This is a genomic window from Rubrivirga sp. (assembly GCF_965213695.1).
Classification (GTDB): Bacteria; Bacteroidota; Rhodothermia; order Rhodothermales; family Rubricoccaceae; genus Rubrivirga.
Map to the genome: position 1 here is coordinate 902,447 of NZ_OZ243912.1, position 13,558 is coordinate 916,004.

Consider the following 13,558-nt stretch of genomic DNA (forward strand, 5'->3'; position numbering starts at 1 on the left):
CCCTCCTCTGCCTGCGATGCCCAGCCCCCACGCCGCCCCCATCCAACTCTGCGAAGAGGAGGAGGCCATCCTGAAGGCTCTTGTCCGGAAACAGACCGCGCCCCAGTGCCTCGTGCTCCGTGCCCGAATCCTGCTGGCGGCCCACGAGGGCCTGGGGGTGACCCAGACGGCGCGGCGCCTCCAGATCGCCCTCAGCACCGTCCGGATCTGGCGCAAGCGCTGGCGCGACGACGAGGATCGACGGGCCGCGCTCCGGCAGGCCACAGAGCCATCCTCCACCCTCGACGCGCTCATCGGCGAGACGCTCGGCGACGCTCCACGTTCGGGGGCACCGCTGACGTTCTCCGCTGAGCAAGTGACTCAGATCGTCGCGTTGGCCTTGCGCCCTCCCGAGGGCGTCGGGCGCCCAGTGACGCATTGGACGCCGCATGAGTTGGCTGACGAAGCGGTCCAGCAGGGCATCGTAGACTCGATCTCACCGCGCACGGTGGGCCGTTTTTTAAAACGAGGCTGCCGTCAAGCCGCATCGGAGCCAGTACTGGCTCAACCCGACGATCACGGAGGACTTCGATGAGCGGGTGGCCACCATCTGCCAGACCTATGCCGATGCGCCGGCGCTGCACGAGGCGGGCGTCCACGTCGTGTCCTGCGACGAGAAGACCGGCATCCAAGCCCTGGAGCGTAAACACCCCACCAAGTCCGTGCAGCGGAGACGACGCCGCCCCGCGACTGAGCGTCATCCTCGTTTCCTCCCGCTCCTGTTTTCGAGCGGCGTTCGCGCCCGCCCGGCCGCGCCGCGCCGATCTTGGCCCGCTCCCCTCTGCCCGCCCCATGGCCGACCTCGACACGATCGTCTCCCTCTCGAAGCGCCGCGGCTTCCTGTTCCCGTCGTCCGAGATCTACGGCGGGCTCGGGGCCGTCTACGACTACGGCCCGCTCGGCGTCGAGCTCAAGCGGAACGTGCGCGAGCGGTGGTGGAACGCGATGGTGAGGGACCACGACAACGTCGTTGGGCTCGACGCGGCCATCCTGATGCACCCGACCGTCTGGAAGGCGTCCGGCCACGTCGACGCTTTTTCGGACCCGCTCATCGACGACCGCGCGAGTGGCCGCCGCTACCGGGCCGACCAACTCGTCGAGGGGGCCATCGAGAAGCTGGAGAAGAAGGGGCGGACCGACAACGCCGACGCGCTCCGCGAGCGGTTCGTCCAAGCGCTCAACTCGGACGACGCCGCGTCCGCGCTGGGCGCAATCATCCAGGACGAGGAGATCCGGTCGCCCGACTCAGGCGCGTTCGACTGGACCGACGTCCGCCAGTTCAACTTGATGTTCGAGACGGCGACGGGCGCGCTCGCCGAGGAAGCGTCGAAGCTGTACCTCCGGCCCGAGACCGCGCAGGGCATCTTCGTCCACTTCAAGGACGTCGCCGAGACGGCGCGGCAGGCGGTCCCGTTCGGGATCGCCCAGATCGGGAAGGCGTTCCGCAACGAGATCGTGGCCCGCCAGTTCATCTTCCGGATGCGCGAGTTCGAGCAGATGGAGATGCAGTACTTCGTCAAGCCCGGCGACCAGATGGAGGCGTATGCCGAGTGGGCCGACAAGCGGATGGCGTGGCACGTGGCGAACGGGATCCGCCCGGAGAAGCTGCGGTGGCACGAGCACGAGAAGCTGGCCCACTACGCCGACGCGGCCCAGGACGTCCAGTACGAGTTCCCGTTCGGGTGGAACGAGATCGAGGGGATCCACTCCCGCACCGACTTCGACCTTAGCCGCCACCAGGAGTTCAGCGGCAAGAAGCTCGAGTACTTCGACCCCCAGACCCAGGAGCGCTACGTCCCGTTCGTGGTCGAGACGTCGGTCGGGCTCGACCGGACGATCCTGATGGTGCTCGCGGACGCCTACCGCGAGGAGGAGGTCACGAATGGCGACAAGACCGAGTCGCGGACGGTCCTCAAGTTCCACCCGGCGCTGGCCCCGTTCACGGCCGCCGTGTTCCCGCTCGTCAAGAAAGACGGGATGCCCGAGGCCGCCCACAAGATCGAGGCCGACTTGCGCAAGCAGTTCAACGTGACCTACGACGAGAAGGGGGCCGTCGGCCGCCGGTACCGGCGCCAGGACGAGATCGGGACGCCGTTCTGCATCACCATCGACGGCGACACGATCTCGGACGGGACGGTGACGGTCCGCGACCGAGACTCGATGGCCCAGGACACGGTCCCGTCCGAGAACGTCCGGCGGTATCTGGAGGACCAGATCGAGGCCTGGACGCTTGGGGAATAAGCAGGGGGCGGGGCGTCCATGCGGACATCAAGGCGGGCGACCGGGATGGACGGATCAAGTCAGGCCTGGAGGGGGGCGTATAATGGAGACCAGTGGTGCATTCCATGTGCTTCTCCAGACCGACTCGCTTCCGCAGCCATGGTGCGCTCCCTCCTTCGTATTCCCCTCGTTTGTTTCGCCGTGGTCGTGCTCTCTGTCGCGGCGTGTGACACCGTCGAGCCGCAGCCGGACCCCGCCCCTTCCAGCATCCAGCCGATCCCGCGGGTGGACTTCGCGACGGGTCTGGACGTGGCGCGCACGCTGGCTGCGCTCCCCGACGGACGCGTGCTGGTTTGGGATGCCGTCTCGCGGCTCTCGGTGTTCTCGGCAGCGGGCGAGCGAGAGGACTTTGCTACAGGTGTGAGCGCGAAAGACACGGCGGTCTTCCCCGACGGGCGCTTGCTCGTTGCCGACCGGGGCAGGGGGCTCATCTGGATGCTCTCGATCACGGGTGAGAAGAGCATCTTCGTGAACCGAAATGGCACCCTCGAGCCAACGGCTATGGATAACCCGACCGGTGTAGCGATTCTGCCCGATGGGCGCGTACTCGTCGCCGAATACCGCAGGGACCGGATCTCCGTAGTCTCGCCGAGCGGCGTGCGGAGCGACTTCGCCACGGGCCTACTGAGTCCCTACGATCTAGAGGTGCTTCCCGACGGCGGAGTGCTCGTGATTGAGGACCCCCAGGACGGACAGAGTCGGATCTCCGTGCTCACGGCGAGTGGCGAGCGGAGCGACTTCGCGGCTGGGCTAGGGGTGTTCGGGTTTTATAGTCAGATGGCGGTGCTCCCAGATGGGCGTGTGCTCGTGGCCGAGCCGTCCCTGGACCGCGTCTCGGTGCTCTCGGCGACCGGTGAGCGGAGCGACTTCGCGACTGGCCTGGAGCGGCCTCAGGGTCTGGCGGTGCTCCCGGATGGGCGTGTGCTCGTGACGGAGCAGGGCCCGAGTCGTGGCCAGGGGCGCATCTCCGTGATCGGGGACGACTGAGCCTGGTCACCTCGCTCCGTTCACAGCGAGGCTGAGGAGGTCGCCAAGGTGTCGGGCGACGTGCTCGATCCGCCGGGGACCGGGCTGGTCGAACGGGCTCACGGGTGGTCGATCCGGCTTCGGAGAGCGTCCGCAGCGAGGGCCCGCTCGCGGGTCCGGCCTTCGCGGAGAGCGTCGACGAGCGCGAGCAGCTCGTACAGGGCCGGGTCGCGGCGGGACGCGCGCGGCGCCACGGCGTGAAGGGGATCGACTGCGTACCCAACGACCAGCCCCTCGGGATCGGGCCAAACGGGGACCTCGCCCTCCGCCGCTCCCATCGCGAAGTGATCACGGAGGGGCGGAGCGGCCACGCTTGTCGGCATCCCTCGCGTGCGGGGGCCGTGCGCGGCCGGATAGGCGTACCGCACGCCGTGGAGGACGAAGTCGAGCAGAGCCGCTCGGATCGGGGCTCGCCGCGCGGCCGTGTAAAGCCGGGCCGCTTCCGCCCGCTCCAGACTCCGGTACACCTGCGACACGCTCAGACCGACCTCGTCCGCCAGCCGCGCGTACGTCGCCGCGCTGTCGGGGGAGGCAACGAGCTTGAGGAGGACCAGGACGTCTTGAGGGCGGGTGAGGGTCATGTCCCATATTCTAGAAGATGGAACACCGGTCGTCAACTCCCTCTGTGGCATCGGCCAGGTGCCAGACGCGGCGACCGGTCACAGGTCGGGCGGTGGGCGGTAGTCCTCGGGGACCCGGTCGGCCAGGCGCTCGAACGCTTGGTGCCCGGAGGTCGAGATCGAGAACGGGTCCTCCGGCGTCCCCTGCGGGTCGACGCGGGCGCGGCCCCGGTCGACCGTCAGCGACGAGCGCTGGGCGGAGTCGGGCCGGCGGCGGGGCTCGCGGAACCACTCGGACCGGAGGTAGGCCGGCTCCTCGGGCTCGCCGGCGTACGTGACGTCGAGCCGGCCGCGCACGCGCAACGTCCCCCACCCGTCGGCGTCGACGTCCATGAGCCACCGCGTCGGCGCGCGGACGGTTCGCCACGCGCCGTAGGTGTCCTCCCGGGCGATCTCGAACGAGTAGCCCTCGGCCTCGGCGGTGCCCACCAAGAGCGACTGCAAGAGGTGCGCGAGCGACCCGCGGTAGGCCCGGGCGCGAGCCGCCGCCCACCGCTCGGCCTGGGCGGGCGACGCGGGCGCCATCGCCTCGAAGTGCTCATCGCCGTCGTAGCGGACGCTCGTCGCGCTCGCGCGGAAGGCGTGGAGGTCGTACGTCAGCCGGTAGCCGAGCGCCCGGTTCTCGATCACGAGCGGCGCGGTGGCCTCCGCCCGCAGCTCGCCCCAGCGGACGCGGAGGTCCAGCACCTCGGGGTTGAGGACGTGCGTCGAGTCGGCGTTGGCGGACTCGCCCAGCAGCGCCTTCTCGAACCACGCGAGCCGCCGCGCCCACCGCCCGTCGCGCTCGGCCTCGACACCGACGTCGCCCAACGTCCGGGTCGCCGGCGCCAGCGACAGGTCGACAGCGGCTTGGGCACCCGGGGCGAGGCGGAGCTCGCGGACGTCGGGCGCGAAGCCGACCATCGACCCGACCACGCGGTACGCGCCCGGGGGGACGGCCTCCAGCCGGAACCGCCCGCCGGCATCGGCCGAGGTCCCGCGCGTGGTGCCGGAAAGGTAGACGCTGGCGCCGGGGAGCGGCGTGCCGTCGGCGTCGCGGACGGTGCCGGCGACGACGGCGGGTTGGGCGGCGGCCGAGCCCAAGGCGACCGCCAGCAGGGGCAGGAGGAGGGAGGGGCGCACGCCGGAGTCAACGACGGCGCGGGCGGCTCTGTCAAGGCCCTCGGCGGAGCCCGGACGCCCTGATGGTTTCCTGAGGACGCCCGCCCGGCCCTTTCCTCCTGTAACGCTCCCGCCGATCCATGCGTTGGGCGGGCGAACACGGCTCCGCTTCTCTCCCCTCCACCGGTTTCCCCATGCTCCGCTCCCTCTTCCTCCTCGCCCTCGTCGTCGCCGTCTTGGCCGGATGCGACACGTCCGAGCCCGACGGCACCGCGCCAGCGCCGATCTCGCCGGCCGCCTTCGCCCTCGACACGGACGCCTTCCCCGACGCCAACTCCCGCGTCGACGCCGGGCCCAACTACCTCAACGCCGCCGCTCGCGTCGGCATCGTCTCGACGGTCGTCGGGCTCAACCTGGTGCTGCCCGTCGCGGCGACGGACGCCGTCACCCGGGACGCCCCGACGCTCGACCCCGACGGCGACTTCGTGTGGCGGGCGACGGTCGACGTGTTCGGCACGCCGGTCGCCCTCCGACTGAAAGGCGCCGTCGAGGACGGCGACGTCAACTGGCGGCTGGTGACGGCCGAGGACACCGACGCCCCGTTCACGTACTACACGGCCACGACGAGCCTGGACGGCGAGACGGGCTCGTGGCGCCTGTTCAACCCCAACGAGAGCGGCGCCGTGCTTACGGCCACCTTCGACGTCCGCGACCTCAACGACCGCGAGGTCACGTTCCGCGTGCCCGACGGCCGCGAGAACGGCCGCTCGTCGGTCCGCTACGCCACCGACGGGACCGAGCAGACGTTCGACTGGCTGAGCCAGCCCGAGGGCGACCGCGCGCTCATCGTGTGGGACCGCGAGACGCGCGCCGGCTCGATCACGGCCGACGCCTACAACGGCGGCGCTCGGGCCTGCTGGGACGCCGACCTCCGCGACGTCGCCTGCTGACGGGCCTGCGAGGCGCGTGGCCTCTCGGCGTTGAGAGGGCGTCGTTGCGTGCAGCGACGCTACGGACCTTGGTGGGGGAGGAGGAGGTTGGACGGACCTCCTCCTTTCTCCCGTCATGGCTGATTTCCCAGGCACGTACCCCGTCGCGGACGACGTCGTCCGTGTGCCCATCTTCTTCGTCAACGCCTACCTCGTCGGCCCGCCCGGGGGACCGTGGGTCCTGGTGGACACCGGGTTGCCCGGCGCGGCCGGCTGGATCCGCCGCGCGGCGGAGGCCCACCACGGCGACGTGCCGCCCCAAGCCATCGTGCTGACGCACGGCCATTTCGACCACGCCGGCAACGCGGCGGCGCTCGCCGACGCCTGGGGCGTCCCGATCTTCGCCCACGACGCCGAGCTCCCGTTCCTCACCGGCCGCTCGGACTACCCGCCGCAGGACCCGACGCCGGGCGGGGCCATTGCCTTCTTGTCGCGGTTCTTCCCGACCGCCGGCTACGACTTCGGCGCTCGCGTCCAGCCGCTCCCGGCCGACGGGTCGGTGGGCCTCGACGGGTGGCGGTGGCTCCACACGCCCGGCCACGCGCCGGGCCACGTCGCCCTGTTCCGCGAGGCCGACCGGACGCTGCTGGCCGGCGACGCCGTCGCGACGATGGACCTCGACTCGTGGGTGGCCCAGGTCACCCACGCCCGCGAGGTCTCGCGCTCGCCGGTCCCGTTCGTGCCCGACTGGGAGGCGACGGCCGAGAGCGTCCGCCAGCTCGCGGCGCTCCGCCCCCGGGTGCTCGCCGCCGGCCACGGCCGCGAGATCACGGACGGCGCCGCCGACCGGCTGGCCGCCTTCGCCGAGCGCTCGCACCGGCCCGAGCACGGCCGCTACGTGCCCGAGCCGGCCCGGTTCGACGACGACGCGGGCGTCGTCTCGGTCCCGCCGCCGGTGCCCGACCGGACACCAGCCCTCGTCGCAGGCGGCACGTTGGGCGCCGTCCTGCTCTCCGAGCTCCTCAAGCGGCGCCGCCGCTGACGGCCGTCAGGCGGCCTGGCGCGCGGCCTGGTCGAGCGCCTCGAACACGTCGTCGGGCATCTCGATCTCGGCCGCCGCCGTGTTCTCGTCCAGGTGCGCGACCGACGACGTCCCCGGGATCGGCAGCATCACCGGCGACCGCTTCAAGAGCCACGCCAGCGCGACCTGGCTGTGCGACGCGCCGAGCGCCTCGGCGGCCTCGTCCAGGAGGCCGCTCTCGGCCAGCTTGCCGGCGTTGAGCGGGTACCACGGGATAAAGCCGATGCCCTCGGACTCGCAGAAGTCCAGGACGTCCTCCGACTTCCGCGTCCCCAAGTTGTACTCGTTCTGGACCGTCGCCACGTCGAGGCCCGCGTCCTGGGCCGCCTGGATCTCGTCGACCGAGACCTCGCTCAGGCCGACCAGGCGGACGAGTCCGTCGTCCTGGAACTCCTTGAGGACGGCGAACTGGGCGTCGCGGTCGACCTCGGGGTCGATCCGGTGGAGCTGGTACAGGTCGATGCGGTCCAGCCGGAGCCGGCGGAGCGACATCCGGACGGCCTGGCGGAGGTAGTCGGGCTTGCCGAGCATGGGCCACTGGCCGGGGCCCGTCCGCAGCAGGCCGCCCTTCGTTGCGATCACCAGGCCGTCGGGGTAGGGCGCCAGCGCCTGGGCGATCAGGTCCTCGCTCACGAACGGCCCGTAGCTGTCGGCCGTGTCGACGAAGTCGATCCCGAGCTCGACGGCCCGCTGGAGCACGCGGACCGACTCGTCGTGGTTTTTGGGCGGGCCCCACACGCCGTCGCCGGTGATCCGCATGGCGCCGAAGCCCAGGCGGTGGACGGTCAGGCCGTCGCCGAGGTCGAAGGTGCCGGCGGCGTGGGCGGGGGCGTTGGAGGTAGCGGCGTACGGCATCGTCACGGGAGGAGAGGGCCGGTTGGATCGTGCGGGGCCGTCGCCGTTCCGCGAAAACGCGCCTCGGCCGGCTCCGCTCAGGTGGCGCCGGACTCCGACCTCAGCGTGGCCGACAGCGTGCGGAGCACGGCCGGCGTCTGGCACAGGCGGCTCCCGTACCACGAGAACGCCTCGCCGTCGACGAGCACCACGCGGGCGCCGGGCGCGAGCGCCCGCGTCTCGGCGAGGTGCCGCTCGCCGAACGGGTACGGCTCGGACGTGAGGAGTACCACGTCGGGCGCGAGCGCGCCGATCTCGTCGGCCGAGAGCGCCGGGTAGCGTTCGCGGTCGGCGGCCACGTTGTCGAGCCCGGCGTGCGCCATCACGTCCGAGACGAACGTGTCGCCGCCGACGGTCATCCACGGGTCGCGCCAGATGAGGGCCAGCGCGCGGAGCGGCGGCCCCGGCGCGAGCGAGGCGAACCCGGCCGCGACCTCGTCCGCCAGTCGCCCGGCGACGTCCGCCCGGTTAACGAGCCGGCCGACGGCCCGGATCATGGCGACGGCGCCGGCCACGTCCGCCACGTCGGTGACGTAGACCGGCGCGTGCTCGGCCACGGCCTCGACCTCGTCGCGCGGGTTCTCCTCCTTGTTGGCGATGACGAGGTCCGGCGCCAGCCCCGCCAGCCGCGGCACGTTGATCGTCTTCGTGCCTCCGACGACGGTCTTGCGGCCCTTCCAGTCCTCGGGGTGGACGCAGAACCGGGTGAGCCCCACGACTTCGTCGTCGAGGCCGAGGTCGGCCAGCAGCTCGGTCTGGGACGGGACGAGCGAGACGATCCGCCGGGGCGGGCGCTCCAGGCGGACCGGCCGGCCCAGCGCGTCGGGGTCGTCGAAGAAGGGGGCGGGCGTGGCGGGGAGGGGCTGAGCGTGGCGCTCCCGGTCCTACGTCAGCGCCCCGCAGACGGTCCGTCGGAGTCGCCCAGCGCCGCGACGAGCTTGCGGACGAGCCCGTCGAACGACCCGTTCGACATGACGAGCGCGAGGTCGCCGTCGGACAGGTCGGCCACCAAGTCCGGCAGGAGCGCGTCGGCCGAGGGGTAGGCGGTGGCCGGCGGGCCAGCGGCGCGGACGGCGACGGCGACGGCCTCGGCATCCAGGAAGTCGGCGGGGTCGTCGTTGTGGCGGAGCGGGGGCGTTGACAGGAACACGGCGTCGGCCGTCGCGAGCGCCCGGGCGTAGGGCGTCTCGAAGGCGGCCCGGCGGCTCGAGTTGGAGCGCGGCTCGAACACGGCGACGACGCGGCGGCCCGGCCACCGCTCGCGCACGCCCCGGATCGTGGCCTCGACCGCCGTCGGGTGGTGCGCGAAGTCGTCGACCACGAGCACGCGGCCGTCCCAGGCGACCTCCTGGCGCCGCTTCATCCCGCCGAACGTGGCGAGCCCGGCGGCCACCTGCTCCGGCGTCGCCCCGGCGTCGAGCGCGACAGCGGCCACGGCGAGGGCGTTGAGCGCGTTGTACCGACCGCCCATCGGCAAGCGGACGTCGGCAACCGGCTCGCCCCGGACGACGAGGGTGAACGTCTGGCCTCCGGGGACCGGCGTCAGGTCGCGGGCGGCGACATCGAACGACATGCCGTCGGGCTCAGCGCCCTCGACGCCGTAGAGGCGGACGCGCGCCCACGTCCGCTTCGCCAGCTTGCGCACCTCGGCGTCCTCGCCGTTGAGCACCAGCAGGCCGTCGGGCGGGGGGAGCGCGGCGAAGGCGTGGAAGGCCCGCTTGTACTCGTCCCAGTCGGCGTAGATGTCGGCGTGGTCGAACTCCAGGCTCGTCACGATGGCCCGGTGCGGCCGGTAGAGGATCATCTTGGGCCGCTTGTCGAAGTAGGCCGCGTCGTACTCGTCGCCCTCGACGCAGAACACGGGGCCGGACCCGAGCCCCGCCGTCCGCTCCTCGCCGACGAGAACGCCGCCCACCAAGAACCCGGGGTCGAGCCCGGCCTCGCGCAGGACGTGGACGAGGAGCCCCGTCGTGGTCGTCTTGCCGTGCGTGCCGGCGACGACGGCCGGCTGGCGGCGGGCGAGGAAGAGGTGGGCGAGGGTCTCGGGCAGCGACGCCTGGGTCAGCCCGCGCTCGCGCGCGGCGGCGGCCTCGGGGTGCGTCGGGACGGCCGCGTTGCCGACGACGACCCAGTCCGGCGGCCCGTCGGGCCCGTCGAGGTGGGCGGGGTCGTAGCCTTCGAGCACGGGGATGCCGGCGGCCTCTAGCCGGGTCGACATGGGCGGGTAGGCCGCCTCGTCCGAGCCGCGGACGCGGTAGCCGGCCTCGGCCAGCAACTCGGCGAGCGCGCCCATCCCCTTGCCGCAGATCCCGATGAGGTACACGTCGCGGACGGCCTCGGGCGGCGGGAGCGGCGGGCGGTCGAACACGCGGAGGTCGGCGTCGGCGAAGTCTTCGAGGCGGCGCATCGGCGGCGGGTCGGGGGCGCGTGCTACCGGCGGGGGGCGGCCAGGTTGCCCACCTCACCTGCCGGCTGCGCGCGTCGGCCGTAGGGAAACGTGGGCCGTCGTGAGCCACCGCGAGCCGGACGTCGGTACGTGGGTGTGCGCCCTCCTGTCTGCGCTCCACCGCCGCGGTGGGGACCGCCGCCAGCGGTGCCCGAGTCAGTCGGTGACGCGGGGCGGCTCGCCGCCGGTGATCCCGAACTGCGCGGCGGCCTGGCGCTCGTGGGCCGCCCGCTCGATGGCGTCGGCGGCCTCCGCCTCGTCCTCGACGATGCCCAGCCGGACGGCCCGGTCGCGCCAGCGGCGCCGCGCCATCGCCTGCATGTCGTGCTCGTCGTCGGACTCGTCGACGATCTCGAGTCCGAGCAGCGTCTCCACGACGTCCTCGACCGAGACCACGCCCTCCGTCCCGCCGTACTCGCCGACGACGAGGGCCAGGTGCTCGCGGCGCTCCAGGAACCGCTCGAACAGCTCCGGGAGCGGCAGCCCGTTCGGGACCGTCATGAGGTCGCGGGCGATGGTGCTCGCCGGCTCGTCGCCCTGGCCGTCGGCGACGGCGTGGAGCACGTCGTCGCGCAGGACGAACCCGGTGACGTGGTCGCGGTCGTCGCGGTAGATGGGCAGGCGCGAGAACGGGTGGCGGTCCTCGGCCACCTGCCGCAGCGGCGTCGTCTCGGGGTAGGCCACGACGACGGTCCGCGGCGTCATGACGTCCTTGGCCTTGAGCTGGCGGAACCGGAACAGGCTCTGCAAGATGCGCCCCTCGGTCTCGTCGAACACGCCCTCCTCGGTCCCGATCTGGGCCAGCGCCGCCAGCTCCTCGCGGCTCACGGCCCCCTCCTTCTCGCCGTGCGAGAGCCCGCGCGCGATGAGGTTGGAGAGCTGGATGAGCCCGGTCAGCCGGAGCGCCCAGATGATCGGCCCGAGCATCCGGGCCACGACCGGCGCCAGCCCCCGCCAGTAGACGGCGCCCAGCGTCTTGGGGATGATCTCGGACAGGATCAGGATGCCCAGCGTGAGGACGGTCGAGAAGACGGCGACGGCCCCGAAGATCCAGACGCTCTGGTCGCCCCAGATGGCCGCGGCCTGGGCGCCGGCGCCCGTCGCGCCGACCGTGTGGGCGATGGTGTTGAGCGTCAGGATGGCCGCGAGCGGCTCGTCGATGTCGGCCTTGAGCGCCTTGAGCCGGGCCGCCGTCGCCGGGGCCGCCTCCTCCTTAGCCCCGACGTAGGCCGGCGTGACGCTCAGGAGCACGGCCTCCATCACCGAGCACAGGAAGCTCACGCCGATGGCGACGACGACGAACACGACCAAGAGCGTGACCGAGCCGGAGCCGGCGGCGGCGGCTCCGCCGGGGACGAGGGCGAGGGCGGCGAGGACGAGGGCGGGGAGGGGCATGGCAGCGGCGGGACGTGCCCCGGGTACTCCGCCCGGACCCCGGCGGGTCCGCGCGCCGCCGGAAGTCGCGGCGACGACCAAGGCGGGACCGGGCGCTGGGGGGCCCTGGGGCGGCCTCTGGTTTTTCTGCTCGCCCCGTGACTCTCCAGCCGCCGGTCCTACGTAAGGGAGGGTGGGACGGCACGTAACGGCTCGCGGCATCTGCCGCCCGTTTCGGTTCTCCTCGAGGAGAGTCCGCTCCGGGGCGCTGCCTGCCTGTGGTGGGACGGGCAGCGCCCCGGCTGGCGGGGCCACGAGCCTCCGGCGTCAGGCGCGCGCGACGGCGACCAAGCCGACCGACTGGCTCTTGCCGCGGAGCGCGGCCGGCCCCAGGTCGGTGTGCGTCGCCTCCGCCAGCGCCGGCATCCGCGCCAGGAGCTCGTCCGAGACCAGGAGCGCGTGGCCGCGCGGCCGGCACTCGCCCTCGATCCGGGCGGCCGTGTTGACGACGTCGCCCGAGTGGACGATGTCGCGCTTGAGGTCGCCCACCTCGGCCGTGACCACCTCGCCGCCATGAGCGCCCGCCTTGAACCGGGGGACGTCGCCGTAGCGCTGGCGGTAGCGCTCGGCCTGGGCCGCGACGCGGTCCTCGACCAGGAACACGAACCGGATCGGCGCCGCGTCGTGCTCGGCCCGCGTCATCGGCCACGCCACCATCACCTCGTCGCCGACGTACTGGACGATCCGGCCGCCGGTCGCCAGGACGGGCTCGGCAACGTCGGCGAAGAAGTCGTTCTTGAAGTCGGTGAACGCGAGTGGACCGAGCCGCTCGGCCCAGGCCGTCGAGTCGGTCAGGTCGAGGAAGACGAACGCGCGCTCCTCGCGGCGCGGGCGGCGGTAGGTGCCCAAGAACAGCGCCCGCAGGGTCTCCGGCCCGAGCACGCGCCGGAGCTGGAGCCCGAAGTTGATGACGAAGCTGGCGAACAGAAGCAACCCGACGAACACCAAGAACGCATGGTCGGAGACGAACGCCTGGAACTCGTCGGTGCGGACGGTCTCCAGCAAGCTCGCGCCTCGGTCCAACCGCGAGAGCACGGCGATCAGCACCGCCAGCGCCACGATCACGACGGCGGCGTACGACACCGTCCGCGCCACGAGCGCGGCCCACAGCGGGAGCCGGCGGCCCCACCGCGCCAGCGGCCCGCTTTCGAGCCAGGCCGCCGCCGACCCGATCAGCACACCGACGAAGGCCGTCCGCGCCAGCACCAACCACACCGAATCGCCGGGCTCGCCGATGTCGGCGACGCGCGCCGCCACGAACGTGAGCACGGCCCACGGCACGATCAGCACGGGCGCCAGCCGGGCGGCGCGTCGGGCCCGCCCGGCGGTCACGAGCCCAGCGGCTCGGACACCCACGCGAGCGCCGCCGCGCGCTCGGCCGTCGGGAACGGGCGGACCTCCAGGCCCGGCAGGAACGCGCCCTGGAGCCGGGCCGCCGACGCGATCCACGACGTGTCCGACACGACGGCGTAGCGGTCGACCTGCCCAATCGACGGCAACAGCCGGAGGCCACGCCCGAGGTTCTCGCCGAGCGCGTCGAGCGTCAGCCCGCCGACGCCGGTGATCTCGCCGTAGAGGTGGACGTGGCCTGTGCCCATCGCCCGCTCGACCTCGCGGTAAAGCGCCTCCACGTCGGGCCGCGTCGTCGTCCCGTCCAGGACGAAAGCGACGACGTGGGGCGGGAGGTCGGGCAAGAGGCGGAACATAG

Annotated in this window: 13 protein-coding genes; 5 read left to right on the plus strand and 8 right to left on the minus strand. The window is 72.6% G+C overall.

What is annotated here, in order from left to right; translation table 11 throughout:
• Positions 1–16: 16 nt before the first annotated feature.
• The 3 genes from ACOOHE_RS04025 to ACOOHE_RS04035 all read left to right on the plus strand — a co-directional run bounded on the left by ACOOHE_RS04025 (position 17) and on the right by ACOOHE_RS04035 (position 3,306).
• On the plus strand, positions 17–574 hold the full coding sequence (locus ACOOHE_RS04025) for a helix-turn-helix domain-containing protein (RefSeq protein WP_420456514.1): 558 nt from the start codon (positions 17–19) through the stop codon (positions 572–574).
• A 257-nt stretch (positions 575–831) separates the two neighbouring features.
• Positions 832–2,280, plus strand: a complete 1,449-nt coding sequence (locus tag ACOOHE_RS04030; protein WP_420456515.1) for a glycine--tRNA ligase — start codon at positions 832–834, stop codon at positions 2,278–2,280.
• Positions 2,281–2,460: 180 nt separating this feature from the next.
• Positions 2,461–3,306, plus strand: a complete 846-nt coding sequence (locus ACOOHE_RS04035) for a hypothetical protein (RefSeq protein WP_420456516.1) — start codon at positions 2,461–2,463, stop codon at positions 3,304–3,306.
• A gap of 98 nt (positions 3,307–3,404) precedes the next feature.
• Here the strand turns inward: ACOOHE_RS04035 and ACOOHE_RS04040 are convergent, their stop codons facing one another.
• Together ACOOHE_RS04040 and ACOOHE_RS04045 are read right to left on the minus strand one after the other, a co-directional pair.
• Positions 3,405–3,926, minus strand: coding sequence for a hypothetical protein (locus tag ACOOHE_RS04040; protein ID WP_420456517.1), 522 nt, complete (start codon positions 3,924–3,926; stop codon positions 3,405–3,407).
• Between the two features lie 78 nt (positions 3,927–4,004).
• The gene (locus tag ACOOHE_RS04045) at positions 4,005–5,087 is read right to left on the minus strand and encodes a carboxypeptidase-like regulatory domain-containing protein (protein WP_420456518.1); all 1,083 of its coding nucleotides are present in this window, start codon (positions 5,085–5,087) and stop codon (positions 4,005–4,007) included.
• A gap of 173 nt (positions 5,088–5,260) precedes the next feature.
• On the opposite strand from ACOOHE_RS04045, the gene ACOOHE_RS04050 reads away from it, so the two are divergent.
• The gene (locus tag ACOOHE_RS04050) at positions 5,261–6,016 is read left to right on the plus strand and encodes a hypothetical protein (protein ID WP_420456519.1); all 756 of its coding nucleotides are present in this window, start codon (positions 5,261–5,263) and stop codon (positions 6,014–6,016) included.
• Positions 6,017–6,131: 115 nt separating this feature from the next.
• Positions 6,132–7,037, plus strand: a complete 906-nt coding sequence (locus ACOOHE_RS04055; RefSeq protein WP_420456520.1) for an MBL fold metallo-hydrolase — start codon at positions 6,132–6,134, stop codon at positions 7,035–7,037.
• Positions 7,038–7,043: 6 nt separating this feature from the next.
• Here the strand turns inward: ACOOHE_RS04055 and ACOOHE_RS04060 are convergent, their stop codons facing one another.
• From ACOOHE_RS04060 to ACOOHE_RS04085, 6 genes are all read right to left on the minus strand, one after another.
• Positions 7,044–7,931, minus strand: coding sequence for an aldo/keto reductase (locus ACOOHE_RS04060; RefSeq protein ID WP_420456521.1), 888 nt, complete (start codon positions 7,929–7,931; stop codon positions 7,044–7,046).
• Between the two features lie 77 nt (positions 7,932–8,008).
• Positions 8,009–8,788, minus strand: coding sequence for a helical backbone metal receptor (locus ACOOHE_RS04065; RefSeq protein ID WP_420457597.1), 780 nt, complete (start codon positions 8,786–8,788; stop codon positions 8,009–8,011).
• A 71-nt stretch (positions 8,789–8,859) separates the two neighbouring features.
• A complete protein-coding gene (locus ACOOHE_RS04070; RefSeq protein WP_420456522.1) occupies positions 8,860–10,377 on the minus strand; it encodes a UDP-N-acetylmuramate--L-alanine ligase in 1,518 nt (505 codons plus the stop codon).
• Positions 10,378–10,572: 195 nt separating this feature from the next.
• Positions 10,573–11,811: a CNNM domain-containing protein gene (locus ACOOHE_RS04075; protein ID WP_420456523.1), complete on the minus strand. Its 1,239-nt coding sequence runs from the start codon at positions 11,809–11,811 to the stop codon at positions 10,573–10,575.
• Positions 11,812–12,117: 306 nt separating this feature from the next.
• Positions 12,118–13,182, minus strand: a complete 1,065-nt coding sequence (locus ACOOHE_RS04080; protein ID WP_420456524.1) for an adenylate/guanylate cyclase domain-containing protein — start codon at positions 13,180–13,182, stop codon at positions 12,118–12,120.
• A complete protein-coding gene (locus tag ACOOHE_RS04085; RefSeq protein WP_420456525.1) occupies positions 13,179–13,544 on the minus strand; it encodes an STAS/SEC14 domain-containing protein in 366 nt (121 codons plus the stop codon). Before ACOOHE_RS04085 ends, ACOOHE_RS04080 begins: the two co-directional genes overlap by 4 nt.
• Positions 13,545–13,558: the final 14 nt, after the last annotated feature.